The sequence below is a fragment of the Paenibacillus pseudetheri genome (genome assembly GCF_924513355.1).
Lineage (GTDB): Bacteria > Bacillota > Bacilli > Paenibacillales > Paenibacillaceae > Paenibacillus_AQ > Paenibacillus_AQ pseudetheri.
Genome location: NZ_CAKMAB010000034.1, coordinates 24,466 through 42,555 on the forward strand (window position 1 = coordinate 24,466; position 18,090 = coordinate 42,555).

Annotated in this window: 14 protein-coding genes and 2 pseudogenes; 12 read left to right on the plus strand and 4 right to left on the minus strand. The window is 45.9% G+C overall.

The annotated features are described in order from the left end of the window. Positions 1 to 218 precede the first annotated feature (218 nt). Complete coding sequence (locus L1028_RS23235; RefSeq protein ID WP_234540182.1) at positions 219 to 2,894, plus strand: YhgE/Pip domain-containing protein; 2,676 nt, start codon at positions 219 to 221, stop codon at positions 2,892 to 2,894. 58 nt (positions 2,895 to 2,952) lie between these two features. Here the strand turns inward: L1028_RS23235 and L1028_RS23240 are convergent. After that, a pseudogene (locus L1028_RS23240) lies at positions 2,953 to 3,102 on the minus strand (aldo/keto reductase); the annotation flags it as partial. Between L1028_RS23240 and L1028_RS31545 the strand changes: the two are divergent. Both L1028_RS31545 and L1028_RS31550 read left to right on the plus strand, forming a co-directional pair. Further along, the gene (locus tag L1028_RS31545; RefSeq protein ID WP_341482577.1) at positions 3,041 to 3,439 is read left to right on the plus strand and encodes a GDSL-type esterase/lipase family protein; all 399 of its coding nucleotides are present in this window, start codon (positions 3,041 to 3,043) and stop codon (positions 3,437 to 3,439) included. The pseudogene L1028_RS23240 and the gene L1028_RS31545 sit on opposite strands and share 62 nt — an antisense overlap. 18 nt (positions 3,440 to 3,457) lie before the next feature. After that, the gene (locus L1028_RS31550) at positions 3,458 to 3,667 is read left to right on the plus strand and encodes an SGNH/GDSL hydrolase family protein (protein ID WP_341482578.1); all 210 of its coding nucleotides are present in this window, start codon (positions 3,458 to 3,460) and stop codon (positions 3,665 to 3,667) included. A gap of 43 nt (positions 3,668 to 3,710) precedes the next feature. Here L1028_RS31550 and L1028_RS23250 read toward each other — a convergent pair whose 3' ends face one another. Continuing rightward, positions 3,711 to 4,481: a DeoR/GlpR family DNA-binding transcription regulator gene (locus tag L1028_RS23250; RefSeq protein WP_234540184.1), complete on the minus strand. Its 771-nt coding sequence runs from the start codon at positions 4,479 to 4,481 to the stop codon at positions 3,711 to 3,713. Between the two features lie 241 nt (positions 4,482 to 4,722). Between L1028_RS23250 and L1028_RS23255 the strand changes: the two genes are divergently transcribed. From L1028_RS23255 to fucU, 4 genes are read left to right on the plus strand one after another with little or no spacing between them, the layout of a single operon-like run. Further along, a complete protein-coding gene (locus L1028_RS23255) occupies positions 4,723 to 6,486 on the plus strand; it encodes an L-fucose isomerase (RefSeq protein ID WP_423803079.1) in 1,764 nt (587 codons plus the stop codon). 30 nt (positions 6,487 to 6,516) lie between these two features. Then, on the plus strand, positions 6,517 to 7,968 hold the full coding sequence (locus L1028_RS23260) for a rhamnulokinase (RefSeq protein WP_234540188.1): 1,452 nt from the start codon (positions 6,517 to 6,519) through the stop codon (positions 7,966 to 7,968). Positions 7,969 to 7,979: 11 nt separating this feature from the next. Then, positions 7,980 to 8,630 (plus strand): class II aldolase/adducin family protein, encoded by a 651-nt coding sequence (locus L1028_RS23265; protein WP_060625310.1) that lies wholly within the window; start codon positions 7,980 to 7,982, stop codon positions 8,628 to 8,630. Positions 8,631 to 8,642: 12 nt separating this feature from the next. Beyond that, on the plus strand, positions 8,643 to 9,071 hold the full coding sequence (gene fucU, locus L1028_RS23270; protein ID WP_076284304.1) for an L-fucose mutarotase: 429 nt from the start codon (positions 8,643 to 8,645) through the stop codon (positions 9,069 to 9,071). Positions 9,072 to 9,074: 3 nt separating this feature from the next. Here fucU and L1028_RS31555 read toward each other — a convergent pair whose 3' ends face one another. Next, positions 9,075 to 9,209, minus strand: a complete 135-nt coding sequence (locus L1028_RS31555; RefSeq protein WP_341482576.1) for a helix-turn-helix domain-containing protein — start codon at positions 9,207 to 9,209, stop codon at positions 9,075 to 9,077. Positions 9,210 to 9,367: 158 nt separating this feature from the next. Here L1028_RS31555 and L1028_RS23280 point away from each other — a divergent pair. Continuing rightward, positions 9,368 to 9,823: pseudogene (locus L1028_RS23280) on the plus strand (gfo/Idh/MocA family oxidoreductase); the annotation flags it as partial. A 79-nt stretch (positions 9,824 to 9,902) separates the two neighbouring features. Here L1028_RS23280 and L1028_RS23285 read toward each other — a convergent pair. Then, positions 9,903 to 11,165: a TraB/GumN family protein gene (locus tag L1028_RS23285; RefSeq protein WP_234540192.1), complete on the minus strand. Its 1,263-nt coding sequence runs from the start codon at positions 11,163 to 11,165 to the stop codon at positions 9,903 to 9,905. 258 nt (positions 11,166 to 11,423) lie between these two features. Here L1028_RS23285 and L1028_RS23290 point away from each other — a divergent pair, with 258 nt between their 5' ends. The 4 genes from L1028_RS23290 to L1028_RS23305 all read left to right on the plus strand — a co-directional run bounded on the left by L1028_RS23290 (position 11,424) and on the right by L1028_RS23305 (position 18,071). Beyond that, positions 11,424 to 12,545: a glycoside hydrolase family 88 protein gene (locus L1028_RS23290; protein WP_234540195.1), complete on the plus strand. Its 1,122-nt coding sequence runs from the start codon at positions 11,424 to 11,426 to the stop codon at positions 12,543 to 12,545. After that, positions 12,535 to 14,697, plus strand: a complete 2,163-nt coding sequence (locus tag L1028_RS23295) for an alginate lyase family protein (RefSeq protein WP_234540197.1) — start codon at positions 12,535 to 12,537, stop codon at positions 14,695 to 14,697. Before L1028_RS23290 ends, L1028_RS23295 begins: the two co-directional genes overlap by 11 nt. Positions 14,698 to 14,764: 67 nt before the next feature. Further along, positions 14,765 to 16,495: a sensor histidine kinase gene (locus L1028_RS23300; protein WP_234540199.1), complete on the plus strand. Its 1,731-nt coding sequence runs from the start codon at positions 14,765 to 14,767 to the stop codon at positions 16,493 to 16,495. Beyond that, positions 16,488 to 18,071, plus strand: a complete 1,584-nt coding sequence (locus tag L1028_RS23305) for a response regulator transcription factor (protein ID WP_234540201.1) — start codon at positions 16,488 to 16,490, stop codon at positions 18,069 to 18,071. The genes L1028_RS23300 and L1028_RS23305 overlap by 8 nt, the downstream gene beginning before the upstream one ends. Positions 18,072 to 18,090 lie beyond the last annotated feature (19 nt).

The following is an 18,090-nucleotide window of genomic DNA, read 5'->3' on the forward strand; positions in this document are numbered from 1 at the left end:
AGATATGTAAAAAGGTTGTATATATCTTATTACCCGCTACGTTTTTTCCTAAACGGGCTATATACTTCTAATACGTTAAACGAGCAGGTTTTGTTGCAATTTTTTAAAAATATTTCTGAAAAACGATGCCGGTCATGAATCCACTAAAAATAATAGTAAAAGTTTGCCTCCTCGGGCATATTAAAATGTCAAAACATACAGATTAGGGGGAGCAACGAATGGGTGGAATACTACGGATTTATAGGAACGACTGGCGCAACGTATTTAAAGTTCCTGTGGCCGTGTTTCTGATCGCTGCTTTGGTGGTGTTACCTTCTGTGTATGATTGGTTTAACGTTGCAGCAGTATGGGATCCCTACAGTAATACCTCTGGCATTAAGATTGCTGTAACCAGTTTGGATGAAGGGACCACTGTGAAGGATAAGAGCTTCAATATCGGCAATGATGTCATGGAAAGTCTTCGGAATAATAAAAGTTTAGGCTGGACCTTCGTAGATGCAGAAGCTGCGCACAATGGTGTGAAACGTGGAGATTATTATGCGAGTATTGTTATCCCTGCTGATTTCTCCAAAAGAATGACAGGAATCCTTGAAGGCAGGATCGTGAAACCAGAGATTGAATACACCGTCAATGAGAAAATAAATGCGATAGCTCCTAAAATCACGGATAAAGGTGCCTCTTCAATTACGACACAGATCAGTGAGAATTTTACAGAAACGATTAGCGAAACGGTATTTACGGCTTTAAAGCAAATCGATACAAAGTTCCAATCTGAATTGCCTATTATACGCAGGGTAGAAAAAGGACTTTTTCTGTTAGAGGCAAGTTTACCCGAGATTGAAACGGCAGGCCAACGTGTATTGAAAATTGAGGAGCAATGGCCGCAAATTCATGCATCGGCAGAGCGCATCTCTAAGCTGGAGAATAAACTGCCAGAGGTTGAGCAGGCGGGTTTGGCTTTAGAAAAAGTAGCTGAACATTGGCCTCAAATTGCCAATATTGCAGATCATTTAGGGGAGCTGCAGGATAAGCTACCCAAAATTGAACAAGCAGCACAGCTAATCGTTCAACTTGATAATCATTTTGGTGAAGTTGAGCAAATCATGGACAAGGCGTCGGAAGGTCTTACGGAAGCAAATAAAGTTGTTAGCACTGCCCTAACTGCGCTACCTAAGGCCGACAAGATTGCAACTGCTGGAAATGATTTTGTTCTAGAGCTTCAACAGTTTTTAGAGAAGAGTAATGCTGCATTTGAAGCGGTGCCTGCCGCCCTCAAACAGAATATATACCTGCTGCAAAAAACGCAGAATTCAGTAGTTCAGCTTGCTGAACTGCTGCAAGGAGAAGATATTGACCCGCAAGCGGTACGCGAGCAACTTGAGTCAGTTTCCGCTCAGCTGGTGTCGGGAAGTAACGTGATGGATCATACGCTTTCTTTGTTATCGGCACTGAATACATTCTCACCAGGAACAGTACCTAATGCTGAGATTGGCACCTTGAAGGCTGTAAACAATGCCTTGAGCAGACAGACTTCTTTGGTAAACTCGCTGGCGACGGATCTACAAAATGAGGGTCAGCCTGATCTGAGTAATGTTAAGCAATTGGGTCTTAAATCTGGCGAAGGGAACGTAGCCATTGCGAAGCTTATTTCCGACTATGAAGTGGCAACTATCCCTGCTATAAAAAATACATTAGAGAAAATATCCACTGCTGCTGAGACTACAGCCACTGCCTTGGAACAAGTTCCGGATCGTCTATCGGCGCTGGGTACTCTTCTTGAGGAGACTATGGCAGCGATTGAGTTCGGACAATCAAGCTTGGCTAGTCTACAGCAGGACTTACCAGCTATTCGTGGAGCGGTACATACAGAAGCTAGTGGCGTCGCAGATAAGACACAGAGCTTTGGTACTTTTGTTCGTGATACACTTCCACTAATTCAGAGCAGCTTGCCTGTTGCAGGAGAAAAGATACAACAAGCCGCAAATTTCGTCCGTCAGGATCTGCCGGCTGTCGAGGAACGGGTGCACCAGATCTCTGATCTGATTCGTACAGGTCTCCCCCGTGCGGATAAGGGAGTGGCGATCGCAGCGGATATGGTGCGAAATGATCTTCCGATACTGGAAGATTCGATTCGTAAAGCGGCAGCTACCATCCGTCAGATCAAAGATGAGGTAGATCTGGGAGAGATTGCTGAGCTGCTCGGAGGGGATATTAAGAGAAAAAGTGATTTTTTGGCCAATCCGGTAGTATTAAAAGAGAATAAGTTATATCCTATTCCGAATTATGGTTCGGCTATGACTCCTTTTTATGTTGTACTTTCCTTATGGGTGGGTGGCACACTCCTAATCTCACTTCTCCGAACGGGAGTGGATACTGAGGGAATTGTGTACAAGCGGTATCAATTGTATTTTGGACGTCTGCTGACGTTTCTTACGGTTGGGATTCTGCAAGCGTTGGTGGCTGTACTTGGTAATATCTTTATTCTGAAATGTTATGTGGTGGACAAGGTGTGGTTTGTCCTTTTTGCAGTATTAATTAGTATCGTATTCGTGACGATTGTTTTTACGCTTGTCTCCGTATTCGGCAACGTTGGGAAGGGGATAGCGATCGTATTTATGGTGCTTCAATTCTCAAGCTCTGGCGGTACGTTTCCAATCAGTACAACAGGCCATTTCTTTCAAATGTTGAATCCGTTTATGCCATTTACTTATGCGATTAGTTTGATGCGGGAGGCGGTAGGGGGGATTCTGCCGGAAGTGGCGATTCGCGATTGTCTATATTTGATCCTATTCGGTGTAATTGCACTCTTACTGGCGCTAACGCTCAAGAAGCCGCTGGAGCGTTATATCGAAAAGGCGGCTGAACAAGCCGAAGAATCCAAATTGATTTCTTAAGAAAAAAGAGGTTGTACCTAAGCCAATTGCTGTGGCTTTTGGTACAACCTCTTTTAGATTATCTCGCTGGAGCGAAATCGGCTACCGGCTTTAGAATCTCTTCAATTCTCTCCAAAGTATCTAGGGATAAAACGGCATCAACAGCTTTGGCGTTCTCTTCCACCTGCGCTGGCTTACTGGCTCCAATAATTGCAGAACTTACACTAGGACATAGCTATGCATATATCATTGGCGGCAAGATAGCCAACGAACGGGCTGAGCAGAATCTCGTGTTCTATAACCGTGGAATTAGCGGGGATCGGATCTCCGATTTATATGCACGCTGGAATGAGGATGCGATTTACCTTCAGCCGAATATCATCAGTATTTTAATTGGTGTTAATGATCTCTGGAGAACAATGAAAGGGGAACCAAGTGGTATAACGGACCGTTTTGAACGTGCGTACCGTCATGTGCTTGAAGAAACTGGGGAAGTACTTCCGCAAACGAAGCTGGTCTTGTGTGAGCCTTTTATTCTAAATACCGGAGCTCCGGCAGAACAATGAGAAGAATGGAAAGAGCGGATTACTCATTATCAGGGTGTTGTTAAGCAGCTTGCAGAGGAATTTAATGCTGTGTTTGTTCCTTTACAGGGAGCATTCGATGCAGCTACTCATAGAACAGACGTAGCCTACTGGCTGTGGGATGGCGTTCACCCGACAGCGGCTGGGCATGATTTGATTACTGGGGAGTGGCTGAAGATCGTAGAGAAAAGCGGTCTTTTAAACGACTAGTGAAATAAAGATTTCCCCCTATCTTTATCTATGCACCTACTGATTACTCAGCGGGTGCATAGATAAGAGATACGTGATAGTTATTCAGAAACTCGATCCATTCCTCAGAAGGCTTCTCGTCTGTAACGATATAATCTACTCTATCGAAACTGAATAATTTGATGAATGCAGTCCTGTCGAACTTAGAATGATCTGCGAGCAGAACTACTTTATTTGCCTGCTGTTGCATAAGAATCTTTAATTCACTTTCTTCTTCATTCGAATCGCTGAGCCCACCAGTCATAGACAACGCTTTACAGCTGAATATGGCTACGTCCACATTATACTTTTGAATGGTCTGCGAGGCGGTATGTCCAACGAAGGAGCTAGTCTCGGGCCCTAGTATTCCACCAGTGGAAATTAGCTTTTGCCCAGAATGTTGAAATTCGGATAATACAACCAAAGAATTCGTAATAATCGTAAGATTGTTTTTCTCCTCTATAATTCTCCGTAAAGCCTCAAAAACGGTTGAACTCGTATCCGTCACCAAACTGTCCCCATCATTAATTAATTGGAGAACATGATCGGCAATCGTTCGTTTAGCCTCAATATTAACCTGATGTCTGCTAACATAGGGAGGGTCCTCATTCGTGTGGGCGTTAAGGATCGCTCCGCCATAATTTTTCTTGGCAAGTCCTTCTTTGTCCAGTTTGTCCAGATCCCGCCGAATGGTCTCTTCCGAGACATTGAATTTTTGCGCCAGCTGAGCGACATGGACTTTCTTTTGTCTATACAGCTCATTAATGATTAGATCCCGCCGTTCAAATGCTTTCATCCGTTCACTCACCTCTATCATCATCTACTTCCTAGTTTACTACATTGCCCAATAAATCAAAGAAGTAACCTCATATTCACATAATACCACAGTATAATAATATAAATACCACACAAAACCACATTATTTATCAATAAATATGTTGTTTTGTGTTGACTAAAGCGTTTCCATATTTTATGATGAAGGAGAAATAGGTCCATTAACGATGAACCTAAGATGATCTTGAGGAGGAACAGCAGTGATAGAAAACTATCCGAAAATTGGCATCCGCCCGACCATTGATGGCAGAAGAAGAGGGGTTCGCGAATCGTTAGAAGCTCAAACCATGGGTATGGCTCAGCGGGTAGCTAAGTTTATTGAAGAGAACTTATTTTATCCGGATGGCCGCCCCGTAGAGTGCATCATTGCCGATTCTACGATTGGTGGTGTTAAAGAAGCTGCTGCTGCGGCTCAGAAATTTGGTGGGGCTAATGTTGGCGTATCGATTACTGTGACCCCTTGCTGGTGTTATGGTTCTGAAACGATGGATATGGACGCCTCGATCCCGCATGCGGTTTGGGGATTTAACGGAACGGAACGCCCAGGCGCGGTATATCTAGCTGCTGTTCTCTCTGCTTATGCACAAAAAGGAATTCCGGCGTTTGGTATCTATGGTGAGGATGTTCAGGAGTCTAGCAGTGAGGAGATTCCAGCGGATGTGCAGACTAAATTGCTGCAGTTCGCCAAAGCGGGGTTGGCGGTCGCTCAAATGAGAGGGAAATCCTATTTATCAATGGGTTCTGTTTCGATGGGGATTGCTGGATCGATTGTGAATGAACAGTTCTTCCAAGAGTATCTGGGAATGCGTAATGAATATATAGATATGTCAGAATATGTACGCCGCTTTGAAGAGGAGATTTATGATAAAGAGGAATATGAGCGAGCACTCGCGTGGACCAAAGAGAACTGCCAAGTTGGTGCCGATAATAATCCGAAGCATCTGCAAATAAGTGATGATGAGAAAGAGAAGCAATGGGAGATTTGTGTGAAAATGACATTGATCGCCCGTGATCTGATGATCGGCAATCCTGTTCTCGCTACGCTGGGCTTTGAGGAAGAGGCCAACGGCCATAATGCGATTGTGGGTGGCTTCCAAGGGCAGCGTCAATGGACGGATCATTTCCCTAATGGGGATTTCATGGAGACGATACTGAATTCTTCTTTTGACTGGAATGGCAAACGTACCCCTTACCTCGTAGCGACAGAGAATGATAGCCTGAACGGAGTAACGATGCTGTTCAATTATTTGCTTACGAATACTGCACAAATCTTTGCGGATGTCCGAACCTTTTGGAGTCCGGATGCAGTTAAGCGAGTAACGGGTCATCAATTGGAAGGTGAGGCAGCTCACGGAATACTTCACTTGATCAATTCTGGTTCGGCTGCTCTTGATGGGACGGGTGAGCAGACGAGAGACGGTAAACCTGCGATTAAACCTTTTTGGGAAATTTCGGAGGATGAGGTAGAAGCTTGTTTGAGCCATACAGAGTTCCGCCCGGCTTCTCAAGAATATTTCCGTGGGGGCGGCTTCTCTACAAATTATTTAACCAAAGGCGGGATGCCAGTTACTATGGCCCGGATGAACTTGGTTAAAGGGCTTGGACCTGTTCTTCAGCTTGTAGAGGGTCACACGGTTGAGCTGCCTGAAGATGTTCACCATACACTGGATCAAAGAACAGATCCGACTTGGCCAACGACCTGGTTTGCGCCTAAGTTAACCAATAATGGTTCTTTCCAATCGGTGTATGATGTCATGAATAATTGGGGTGCAAATCATGGGGCCATTAGTTATGGGCATATTGGGGCAGATTTGATTACGCTGGCGTCAATTCTGCGCATTCCGGTCAGCATGCATAATGTTGAGGAATCACGTATTTTTAGACCTCGGGTATGGTCGTTATTTGGTACAGAAGAACTGGAGGGAGCAGATTACAGAGCCTGTCAGAACTTTGGACCCCTCTATTAAAATCTTCCTGTGAAGCAGGTGTGGTGAACAATGGGTGATACGATTAAGCTTCTAGCCATAGATCTCGGAGCCAGTTCCGGAAGAGTTATGCTGGGGATATATGATGGCGATAAGCTGCAAATGGAAGAAATTCATCGGTTTGAGAATACGCCGGTACAGGTCAACGGGCATTTATATTGGGATACTCTAAGGCTATTCCACGAAATGAAGCAAGGGGTTCAGAAAGCCTTTAGGCAACATGGAGAATTGACATCTTTAAGTGTGGATACATGGGGAGTCGACTACGGGTTTATTGATAAAAAAGGAATGCTGCTCTATTCCCCCCATCATTACAGGGACCGGAGAATGGAGGCTCATAGTCTCGAATTGGAAGCGCTGCTGTCACGAGCAGAGCAATTCCGAATGACCGGTATTGAGCCAAGCATGATTAATACAATCTATCAATTGTTCTCTGATCTTCAGGATAACGATTCGCTCATAGAGACCGCTGATACGATTTTGATGATGCCGGATCTTTTTCATTATCTGTTTTCTGGTATAAAAGCGGCAGAAAGCACGATCTGGAGTACAAGCGGCTTAATGGATGCTGTCACGGGAGAGATCTCTTCTGAATTATTTAGCAGGCTTGGGATTCCGAGTAGTCTAGTTCCACAACAGGTTCATGCGGGGACGGTTATTGGATCTATCCTACCGATTATTCAAAAGGAGCTTAATATAGGCCCGATGAAAGTGATAGCCGGTGCTTCACATGATACGGCTTCAGCAGTAGCTTCGATCCCTTATACTCGTAAGGATGAAGCAGCATTTATAAGCTGTGGTACGTGGTCGTTGGTTGGCATGGAGACGCCTGAACCGGTCATTTCAGAGAAAAGCTATGAATATGGTTTCACAAATGAACGTTGCTATGGTAATTCTAATCGGTTGCTAAAAAACACAACGGGACTATGGATTCTACAGGAGCTCCAGAGGAATTGGGCGAAAGCAGGAGAGAATTTTAGTCAAAGTGAAATGGTTGAACTAGCCCAAACGATTAATGGGGCGCCAGCGATCATTGACCCGAATGACCAGCTTTTCAGCACACCTGGTGTGATGATGCAGCGGATTCAGGAATATTGTGAGCGAACGGGGCAACAGACGCCTAATACGAAAGCTGAGTTTATACGCGTTATCCTTGAGAGCCTTGCGCAATCATACTGTAGAACGATTGAAGAAATGGAAGAGATCACCGGCAAGATAATCACTATCATTCATATGGTTGGCGGTGGGATTCAAAATGAGCTATTATGCCAGCTCACCGCTGATGCTACGGGTAGAGAAGTCGTTGCAGGGCCAGTGGAGGCCAGTGGAATTGGCAATATCATTGTCCAGTTGGCTGCCTTGGGGAAATTGGAAGTTTCTAAGGCGAAAGAGTTCGTGGCACGATCCTTTACCTTTAAGACATACCAGCCTTCTTTGTTGAAAAACTCTAAAAATAGGATATGAGGAGAGAACTTATGGATACTTTGGAACAAAAACTACGTTTGCAGATTTGTGATATTGGCAGAAATTTGTTTAATAAAGATTTCATCGCCGCCAATGATGGGAATATTTCAGCACGGTTATCAGAGAATGAAATTCTCACTACCCCCAGAGCGGTAAGCAAGGGATATTTAGAGCCACATATGATCGTAAAAGTAAACCTGCAAGGTGAAGTTCTTGAAGCGGCAGAAGGATACAGACCTTCAACGGAGACCAAAATGCATTTGAGAATTTATAATGAGCTGCCTGAGATGAATGGTGTGGTCCATGCACATCCACCGTACGCTACCGCTTTTGCCATTAAAGGTGAGGCGCTCGATAAAATGATGATGCCAGAGTCGGTTATTATGATCGGGGATATTCCTTTGGCGGAATACGGTACACCTTCGACGGAAGAAATTCCGGATTCACTGATGCCTTTCCTTGGCAAGAAGACAGCAGTCCTGCTCGAAAATCACGGAGCACTTACTTGGGGAACGGATGTTATGGAGGCTTATCTGAACATGGAGAGACTCGAATATACAGCCAAGATTACCTTTATTACGCGTATGATTGACGGGGAGAGAGAGCTGCCACAGCATCGGATTGATGAGCTGGTTGCGCTCAGATCTTTTTATGGGAAGTAATGAGGTGCTTGGATGTTAAAAAAAATTCCTAAGCTACTATCTCCGGAACTGGTACGTGTGATGATGGAAATGGGTCATGGAGATGAGCTTGTACTGGCAGATGCTAATTATCCAGGACACTCCTTGAACTCAAAAGTACTTAGATATGATGGCATAGGAATACCTGATCTACTAGACGCAATATTGGAACTGCTGCCCCTTGATCATTATGTGGAACATCAGGTGGCGTTTATGGCTGTGGTTGAGGGAGATCCTACGGTGCCGGTGATCTGGTCCACATACGAGTCGATTATCGCCAAACATGACGCTGAAGCGACGATTAAATATGAGGAGCGGTTTGATTTTTACAATCGTTCTAAGCAAAGCTATGCTGTTGTAGTCACAGGTGAAGAAGCACTTTATGGAAATATTATTATCAAAAAAGGTGTAATCAAGGCCTGATGATCAGCGATTCTGCTTGCGGTATTGCAGAGGTGAGCATTTCGCGATTTGCTTAAACACCCGTCCAAAGTGGGCGATGCTGTCAAAGAAGCCAGTATTTTCTGCAATGACAGTGACTTTAGTGTTAGTGCTCTGCAAGAGTCGTTAGGCTTCCTTGATCCGACACTGCTCTCAGGAGCGATGGGCTCGCGGCTTATTTCTTGTACTCTGTTCATTTCAATAAATAACTGGATGAGCAGTGTCTGAAGATAAGGGATTTGCTGTGATCGATGCTCTTCTTGTTCTTTTAGCATAGAGAGCAGCTTAAACAGATGTATCTGGATGCCGAGCATGAGGATGGGTACCTGCGAGATCAAAGTGTATTTGGTGATAATATCAGCATTGAGGATACGATGGCAGTCATGGTCAAATACAAAAACAAGACGATTATGAACTATTCACTTAATGCTTACTTGCCTTGGGAAGGCTTCATTGTAGTATTTAATGGGACGAAGGGGCACTAAAGGACAAGCAGATCACTGTATTCCCTCATTTTGCGCCGCCTTATGAAGTGGAGATTGAAGAAGGCGTTGGGGACATGGGGGCGGAGATCCGGTCATGCTGCGTATATTTTTTGAACGACCTGTGGAGGATCGGTTTAATCGTGTAGCTCCCATGTGGATGGGGCATTGTCTATTATGACCGGGATCGCGGCTAATCGTTCGATCGCTACTGGACTTCCGGAGAAGGTGGATCAGTTAATTAAATTATAGAAGGTTATGCAAAACAAAGCTGCCTCCAAAGTCATCGTAGATGACTAAGAGACAGCCTTATTTATTTTGGCTATAGAAATTATTGTTTGACGACGTTGAAGCCATCTTTTTGTAATTGGGTCACGATGCCATCATCACCCAGCATGTGTAGTGCACCAACAACGACAAGATAAGTCGCCTTTTTATCACTATTCAAATACTCTTTAACATGCTTCACCATGTTAGCGTTCCGATCCGAAACTAGACCCTTATAGTACTCTGGCTCCTTAGCGACCGCTTGTGTCATAGCTACGAGTGAGGGTTCATCCCCCTGCATCCACATTTGGGATAATGCATCCAGCGAAGCCGTTACTGCAGCATTGTCTGTTTGCTTGAGGCTATCGAGTGTGTCGAGGAGAAGCTTTTCTTGCAATCCATCTGAGAATTGATTGAACATGTTCAACTGCAATTGCATATTTTCCAATTCAATGATAGTTTTATTCAGTTTGCCTGCCTTCTGTGTGAAATATAGGTCGATACCCGTATCCGGTGTATAATCTGTTGTTTGCATTTGTAGGCTTGAGATACCTTGAGTAACGACCCATGGCTTATAGGAATCGAATGCATTTCCTGCAAGACCATTTGCTTTCAGAAGCGCAACAACTTTGTTATAGGTATCGGTGGATACGTGATCCTTGAGCTTGCTCCCATCTGTATAAGAACCTTTCTCCGTAAGGAACTTTTGCATCTCTGTTTGATCAACCTTGGTTAAGTCAACTTCGACCCCGAGATATTGAGACGCTTCAAAAGCAGCTTCAATTTCCGGGCGTAGCGGGTACATTTTGTCGTTAGCCACATGGATAGAGCCAAGTAGATAGACGGTATTACCGTTGTTCTCCACTTTCCATAAGAATCCGGTGCTCCCTGTAGCCTTGTTATTGGCTACAAAGGTGATGGTGCGCTGCGCGGCACTCCATTCTACCTTATAGCCGATCGTTTCACCGATAAAGCGGACAGGAACATAGGTGACATTGTTGATGGTTTTAGGGGCTACCTCTAGTTTTTTCTTCTCCCCGTTTACCGTTGCTGTGGTACTGCCGATAGTCAGTGAGAGAGCTAGTCCATTTTTGGCCCCCGTTACGGTTTGGGTCTTTTTATCCCAATTCATATTTACATGAAGCTTCTCTAGGAGAGGACGCATAGGAACCAAGGTAGTTCCTTTTTCTACAATTGGGTTAGAATTGCCTAACTTTACTTCTGTTCCATCAATCCACACGCCGACAGGCTTTTCAGCCGCATGGGCAGTGGTAAAGACAGACATAACCATGAAAATGGATAACAATAATGCACCTAGCTTTTTCATTAATAGGACACTCCGTTTCTAAAAAGAATGAAAGTTGTAAGTCACTCTCTGATTTTAACGTATTTTCCCATAAGTAGTTATACGTTTTGTTACTAATTGCTTGGATGCCTATACTTGGAGAGCAAACCCGCATCACTTTACTTTCGTACAAAAGTCAAAATAATGCACATCAAAGCAAAAATCGCCCCTATTAGATTCTGTTCACTCTCCTTATCATGAAACGTAAGAAACGAAGAGCCCGAAGGGAGTAAGGAACTTATGTGGAGCAGTGCGATTGAAGATGCGATAGAGAAGGTACGTAAGAACATTGACCGATTCGGGGGCAGATTCCCTCATGTCAGCATGAATGGAACTTACCAGCTTAATAACAACGACGATTGGACCAATGGATTCTGGAGCGGCATGTTGTGGTTGTGCTATGAATATACGCAGGATGAAAGCTTCCGAATTGCGGCAACTCATACCGTAGAGGATTTCCGCCGCCGGTTCGCGGCAAAGACGGTGCTTGATCATCACGACATCGGATTTTTGTATTCGTTATCCTCCAAGGCCCAGTGGATTATAGATAAAGACGAATCCGCACGTCAGTTGACACTGCAGGCAGCAGACTTACTACTGAAGCGCTGGCGCACAGGCGGCGGTTATATTCAGGCTTGGGGACCTGTGGGAGATGCCCAGGAAGGTGGACGAATCATTATTGATTGTCTGTTGAATCTTCCCCTTTTGTACTGGGCGGAACAACAGACTGGTGATTCACTATACCGTCAGGTGGCGGTCATGCAGGCGGATAAAACGAAACGTTATCTGGTGCGGGGAGATGACAGCTCCTACCATACGTTTTTCTTCGACCAGATGACCGGAGAGCCGATTGGCGGCGCTACGCACCAGGGTTATACTAACGGATCGACTTGGACGCGAGGGCAGGCCTGGGGCGTCTACGGTTTTGCATTATCTTACCGCTATACTAAGGATCCGTTGTATTTGGAAACGTCCAAGCGGATGGCCCGCTATTTTCTGGAGCATTTGCCACAGGATCATGTCGCTTACTGGGACTTTAATGCTCCAGTGTCTGCGGATACGTACCGAGATAGCTCGGCCTCTGCAATTGTTGCGGCTGGACTACAGGAACTGCTGGAGCTAATGGATAAGGAAGATCCCGAGCGGGCTTATTTTCAGCAGGGATTATTACAGTCGATGACTTCACTAGTGCAGAACTATTCCACGATCGGTGAAGACGCAGAGGGGCTGCTGAAGCACGGCTCTTACCATGTACGGGGCGATCTGTCTCCGGATGATTTCATGATCTGGGGAGATTATTTCTACCTCGAAGCGTTGCTGCGACTGCAAAAAGGCAGCAGGGGGTACTGGTATGAACGCTGATGACCGATCAACCTCTCCCTATGCTGTCTTTACGCTACTCGACCTTGAGTTACCCGCTCTAGCTCCCGTGAAGGATGCGCTCCGCCAAGCGCGGCAGGACGATGCGCTGACTGAATTGCATCGGTATTTGACTAGTCGGAGCACGCCGGGCTGGAGGACAGAGAACAGCCGGAAACAGCAGCTTATCGACTATGTACAGCGTTATTGCGCAGATGAGCTGAAAGCTGTAATGAAGACAGCGGGTGAAGTTGTGAAGCAGACGTTTCTCTTCCGCTTTCCCTGGGACATGGAACGCAGCCGCATTCCGGTTACCTTTGAGGAAGATATTTACTGGGGCTATGTTCCGGACAAAGATGTAGAATGGGCTTATATGCTGAATCGCCACCGCTACTGGGTGGCATTAGGACAAGCGTATGCGATAACAGGTAATGAGGAGTATGCGAGAACATTTTGCTGTCAGCTTGAAGCTTGGATGGACCGTAATCCTGTTCCAGACATGCCTACGAATGATACGCTGACTTGGCGCACCATTGAAGCGGGTCTTCGCTGTGCGAACTGGATCAAAGCGCTATCCTATATACAGGATAGTCCGCTGCTCACACCGACGCTTCTGGCGAAAGTGATGATATCCCTTCATGAACACGGCGAATATTTAGCTTTATCGTTTACGGGCTGGAAGAATATCAGCAATTGGGGAGTTCTGGAGACTTGTGGCTTATTCCAAACCGCGCTCTACTTCCCTGAGTTCTCTAGAGCTAAGATTTGGCGACGGCTCGGTGAGGAGAGATTGGGGGAGACAGCTAGAATCCAGGTCATGGCAGACGGTATACATTGGGAGCAATCGCCCACCTATCACCATGAGGTTCTGGTATGTCTTCTCGACTGCATCCGCTTGGCTCGCATGAATGGACTGGAGCTACAGGATGAACTTCAGCAAAAAGTTCATCAAATGGCCGTCGCTTCCTTGTATTGGGCCAAACCAAATCATCGGCAGCCGATGCTCGGTGATAGCGATGACAGCGATGTCCGTTCGATTTTGACTTATGCAGGTTGGTTGTTCCAGGATTCTGAGCTCCGCTTTGGCGGATACGATCATATGGATTATGACAATGCCTGGTTGTTCGGAATGAATGGAGTTGAAGGCTACGAGAAGCTGATTGCGGAGGACCCGCCTTACTTGTCGCGCTCTTTCACACATTCCGGTCATTATGTGATGCGAACGGGGTGGGACGAGCAGGACTTGTACCTATATTTCCACTGCGGACCGCTTGGGGGTGGTCATGGTCACGCGGATCTGCTACATTTCGATCTGTATGCCTTTGGTCGGGATATACTTACCGATCTGGGCAGATACAACTATAGTGATCACACACCACTCAGAAAGGCGCTAAAAGAAAGCGCTGCCCATAATACGACTACTGTCGACGGAATTGGATTTACCGAAATTACGGATACATGGTCCTTCTCCCAAATTGCGAAGCCGACAGGCAGCAAATGGATCAGCAATCCGGACTTTGATTATGTAGAGGGCAGCCACGATGGCTATCATCATTTGGATGATCCGGTACACCTGCTAAGGAGGATCATATTCATCAAGCCTTATTACTGGCTTCTGGTCGACAGCTTTAGCTGCCGTCAGGAGCATACGTTTTCCCAGCATTTTCATTTTGCACCCGGAGCGGTTCAGATGGAAGACAAGACATTCATTTGCCGTACAAAAAATGAGCAGGAAGCCAATCTTTGCATCATTCCCGCTAATGTTAAAGGACTTCAGGGCAAGATTGATGACGGAGTAATCTCCCGCGAATACAATCTGCTGGAACCCAATCAGCAGGCCGTTTACTCCAGAACGGGAAAAGGAACTGTATCGATGATGCAGATGCTGTACCCGCAGCCTTCCGGTGAGCCGTTCTGTCCACTGGTTGAACAGGTGCCGATTTACCGCCATACGGGTGAACCTGTGGATGCTGTGCAGGCGGAGGCATGCCGCATCAGCTTCCCTGAAAGGAATGAGGAGCATATTATCGTAATCAGTCATGAGGTTCCATCCAGTCACTTGGATTCCTATGTAGTGGAAGGGGTACAAATATTTGGTGAAGTAGTGCTTATTGTTTTCGCAAACGGTCAAAAGAAAGTCACGGTAATCAGATAATGCATGTATACTGGATAACGGGCTGATAGAATAAAAGAAAAGAGCATGAGAGAGGCGCGGAGAAAACATGTTCAAATTCACTTACTATAGACGTATCCAGGTTTCATTTCTTTTGCTGATTTTTATCCCGCTGATTGCAGTATCGATCATCTCCTTTGTGCTAATCCGGGATACGATGGTAGAAAAGCTGCAGCTCAGCAACGATAACTTCCTGAACGTTATGATTGACGAACTAAATAAGACCATTGATGATGTGACATTTGCATCGCATTTTATTGTAAACGATACCAATTTTCGCGCCAATCTGAAGGTCTTTGCAGATACCGGGCGACTGAACACCTATCAGGATTACGTACATTTTACGCAAATTCAGGATGTGTTCTCGCTCATCAACTCTAAGCCGCTAAATAATAACATTCGCATGTATTTGGTTAACCGGAAACACTTTGTGATCTCCTCTGGGACTGAGAATTTATCCGTGATTAATGCCAACATGGACAAGCTGATGGGACGTGTCAATTTTCACGAACCGGAGACCTTGCAATGGCTTGGGATGGCCGACAGCGGTTCCAGTAAAAGCAGTAGCTACTATATTGCCAGAGTAATCTATGATAGCCGGGAGAAACAGCAGGTATCCGTGCTTCTCATCTCGATTCCCGATGCCTATTTCAACAAATTGCTCGGGCCGGTCGAGTTTGGCAAGCTGGCGTTGTTTGATTCCAGAGGAGGTCTGATCGCCGGGAACTCAGAGCTTGCCCCAGATGGCAAGGAAGCTAGAGGAAGCGTACGTACGGCCAGAGCCATCGACAAATCCAATTGGGAGCTGGTCTATGAAGCTTCAGAGAAAGAATGGTCGGGCCAGATTTCACGAACTTTTTATAGCGGTATTGGCCTGGTGCTTCTCTTATTTATTGTCTTTTCGGCCACTTCCATGCTGATTGCCAAAAGATTGCATAGTCCGATCATGAAGCTCCAGCGCGTTGTGCGCCAGTTCGGAATGGGGAATCTTGATGTCAGGCTGGAGGTCAAAGGCAAGGATGAAATCGCTGAGCTAGGGCAGACGTTGAATACCATGCTCGATCAACTGCAAGGATTGATTCACGACATCGAGCTGGAGCAAGAACAGAAGCGAGTAATGGAACTTGAGGCGCTGTTTATGCAGATTCGTCCCCACTTTTTGATCAACACGTTGAATTCGATCAAGTGTAGCCTTATTTTGGCTAAAGATAAGCTGCACAGCGGGATCATTGATTCGCTAATGAGTCTTCTCCGTGCCTATTTGAAGGTCAATGAACCGGCGACCTTACGGGAAGAATGCAGACTGCTTGGTCATTATATCGACATCATGAAGATCCGCAACGAAATCCCTCTTGAACTGGAGGTCGATCTGGAAGCGGATACAGAGAAGCTCATCGTTCCTAAACTTATTCTGCAGCCTCTCGTAGAGAATGCCATCGTTCACGGTCTAGTTGACCACCCGGCACCGCGTATTGTCGTCCGTGCGCGAACGGTCCCTGATGGGATTATGATTGAAGTCGAAGACAATGGCTGTGGTGCAGGGGCAGAAATTCTGGCAGGACTGAACCGCAGATTGCTCTACAAGGACGATGAACAGGATGGAACTTATCAAAGGGTCGGTTTAATTAACGTGGTTCAAAGGCTGAGGCTGACCTATGGTCAGGATACCCGCTTGTCGCTTCATAATTTGCCGCAAGGCGGGGTGTCCGTTTCTCTGTATTTGCCGCAAGGCAATCATCAGGTTAATCTGCCCGAGAGAGAGAGGGATATTGATGTATAAAGTGATGCTCATAGATGATGATGTTCCTATGCTCAAGGTGCTTCAGCAGATGATTGACTGGGAAGCACAAAGCTTGCAGATTGTCGGCAGCACCTATTCCAGCGCCAAGGCGTTATTAATGTTTGAGGAAGTGCAGCCCGACATCGTGATTACGGATATTGGCTTGCCGCAAAAGAACGGGATTGAGCTGGCCGATTACTTTACCCGCATGAAGCCGGAGGTCAGAATTATTTTCCTGACCTGTCATGAGGATTTCCATTATGCTCAGCAAGCGGTAAAGCTGAAGGTGGATGACTATTTAATCAAGGACCAGCTTACGGAAGAGCAACTGGAGAAAAGCCTTGCCAAGTCTGTACGCTTGCTTAAATCGAAGATCGGGTTAATCAAGCATGGGGAGACGGGATACAACAGCCAGTTATTCCGGCAGAATCTGCTGCAAAGGGTGATTGGCGGCGCCCCGCCCGAAACCACGCTAGCCTATGCGACGCAAATCGGTATATCCTGGACGTACCCGTGGTTCATGCTGGGCACGGTCAGCATTCACTTTTCCAGTTTCGAGAAGCGGTACAAGCAGAGCGAGTATCCACTTATTTTATATGCCATCTACAATATAGCCCTAGAGCTGTCGGAAGCGTGTGAGGGGATTACGCCTTTTTTGGAGCAGAAGAATATTGTGATCCTGTATAATTACCGTGTGAATCTGGCGCAGAATGCCAGTCTTTATTTTCATGATTATTTACAGCGATTGTGTTTCGAGTGCTCCCATCTCCTTAAGATTCAACCGGGCATCATCGCAGTCACTGAGAAAATAGAGCTGCAGGCGATCGGACAGATTCATCGGCAAATTGTCCAGAATAAGTGCGAGTTCTACGCGAGTGCAGATTACACAGTTTTGGATACTCTGCAAATCGCTACCCCTCGCTTCCAGCCTGCTCCCCAAGGATTTATGGATAGTTATATCCCGCAGATGGAACGGGCCGTGATTAAAAATGATCTTGAAGCCATCCGTTGCACTCTTCAGGAAATCGCTAGGACTGCAAAAGTAATGGCTATCCATCCGGGCGATTTCGTCCGGGATTTATCCTTTATGCTCCGCGGTATCGAGCTGATGTTCACTAGCCTAACATTCGATGAGGATCTGTTCGTCTATCTCGTGCAAACCCGCACACTGGAGGATACGATGGAACTGGTGGAAAGAAAGCTTGTGCAGATTACAGGCAACAAACAGCAGGTGGCAGGAACTCCCCCGCAGGAGCCCAAGCTGCAGCTTATCCAGCAATTTATCGATCAGCATCTTGGCGATAACATTACTTCAATCGATATGGCACGTTATCTGTTTCTTGACCCGAGCTATTTCTCGCGTTATTTCAAACGCATGACAGGTCTGACCTTTACGGACTATGTACATCAGCACAAGATGAAGGTTGCGACCAAAATGCTGAAAATCTCCAGCCAGAACCTGGAATCACTGGCCGTCGGTCTGGGATATTCAGACAGAACCTATTTTTCAAAAGTGTTTAAAAAATATGTGGGAACAACGCCGAGCGAATATAAATCCAAACACTCGGTACGCTGAGAAGCGCAATTCTCTACGT

Coding starts and splice junctions, on each gene's coding strand:
- L1028_RS23235 (WP_234540182.1), top strand. CDS start 219: ATGGGTGGAATACTACGGATTTATAGGAACGACTGGCGCAACGTATTT.
- L1028_RS23250 (WP_234540184.1), bottom strand. CDS start 4,481: ATGAAAGCATTTGAACGGCGGGATCTAATCATTAATGAGCTGTATAGA.
- L1028_RS23260 (WP_234540188.1), top strand. CDS start 6,517: ATGGGTGATACGATTAAGCTTCTAGCCATAGATCTCGGAGCCAGTTCC.
- L1028_RS23265 (WP_060625310.1), top strand. CDS start 7,980: ATGGATACTTTGGAACAAAAACTACGTTTGCAGATTTGTGATATTGGC.
- fucU (WP_076284304.1), top strand. CDS start 8,643: ATGTTAAAAAAAATTCCTAAGCTACTATCTCCGGAACTGGTACGTGTG.
- L1028_RS23285 (WP_234540192.1), bottom strand. CDS start 11,165: ATGAAAAAGCTAGGTGCATTATTGTTATCCATTTTCATGGTTATGTCT.
- L1028_RS23290 (WP_234540195.1), top strand. CDS start 11,424: ATGTGGAGCAGTGCGATTGAAGATGCGATAGAGAAGGTACGTAAGAAC.
- L1028_RS23295 (WP_234540197.1), top strand. CDS start 12,535: ATGAACGCTGATGACCGATCAACCTCTCCCTATGCTGTCTTTACGCTA.
- L1028_RS23300 (WP_234540199.1), top strand. CDS start 14,765: ATGTTCAAATTCACTTACTATAGACGTATCCAGGTTTCATTTCTTTTG.
- L1028_RS23305 (WP_234540201.1), top strand. CDS start 16,488: ATGTATAAAGTGATGCTCATAGATGATGATGTTCCTATGCTCAAGGTG.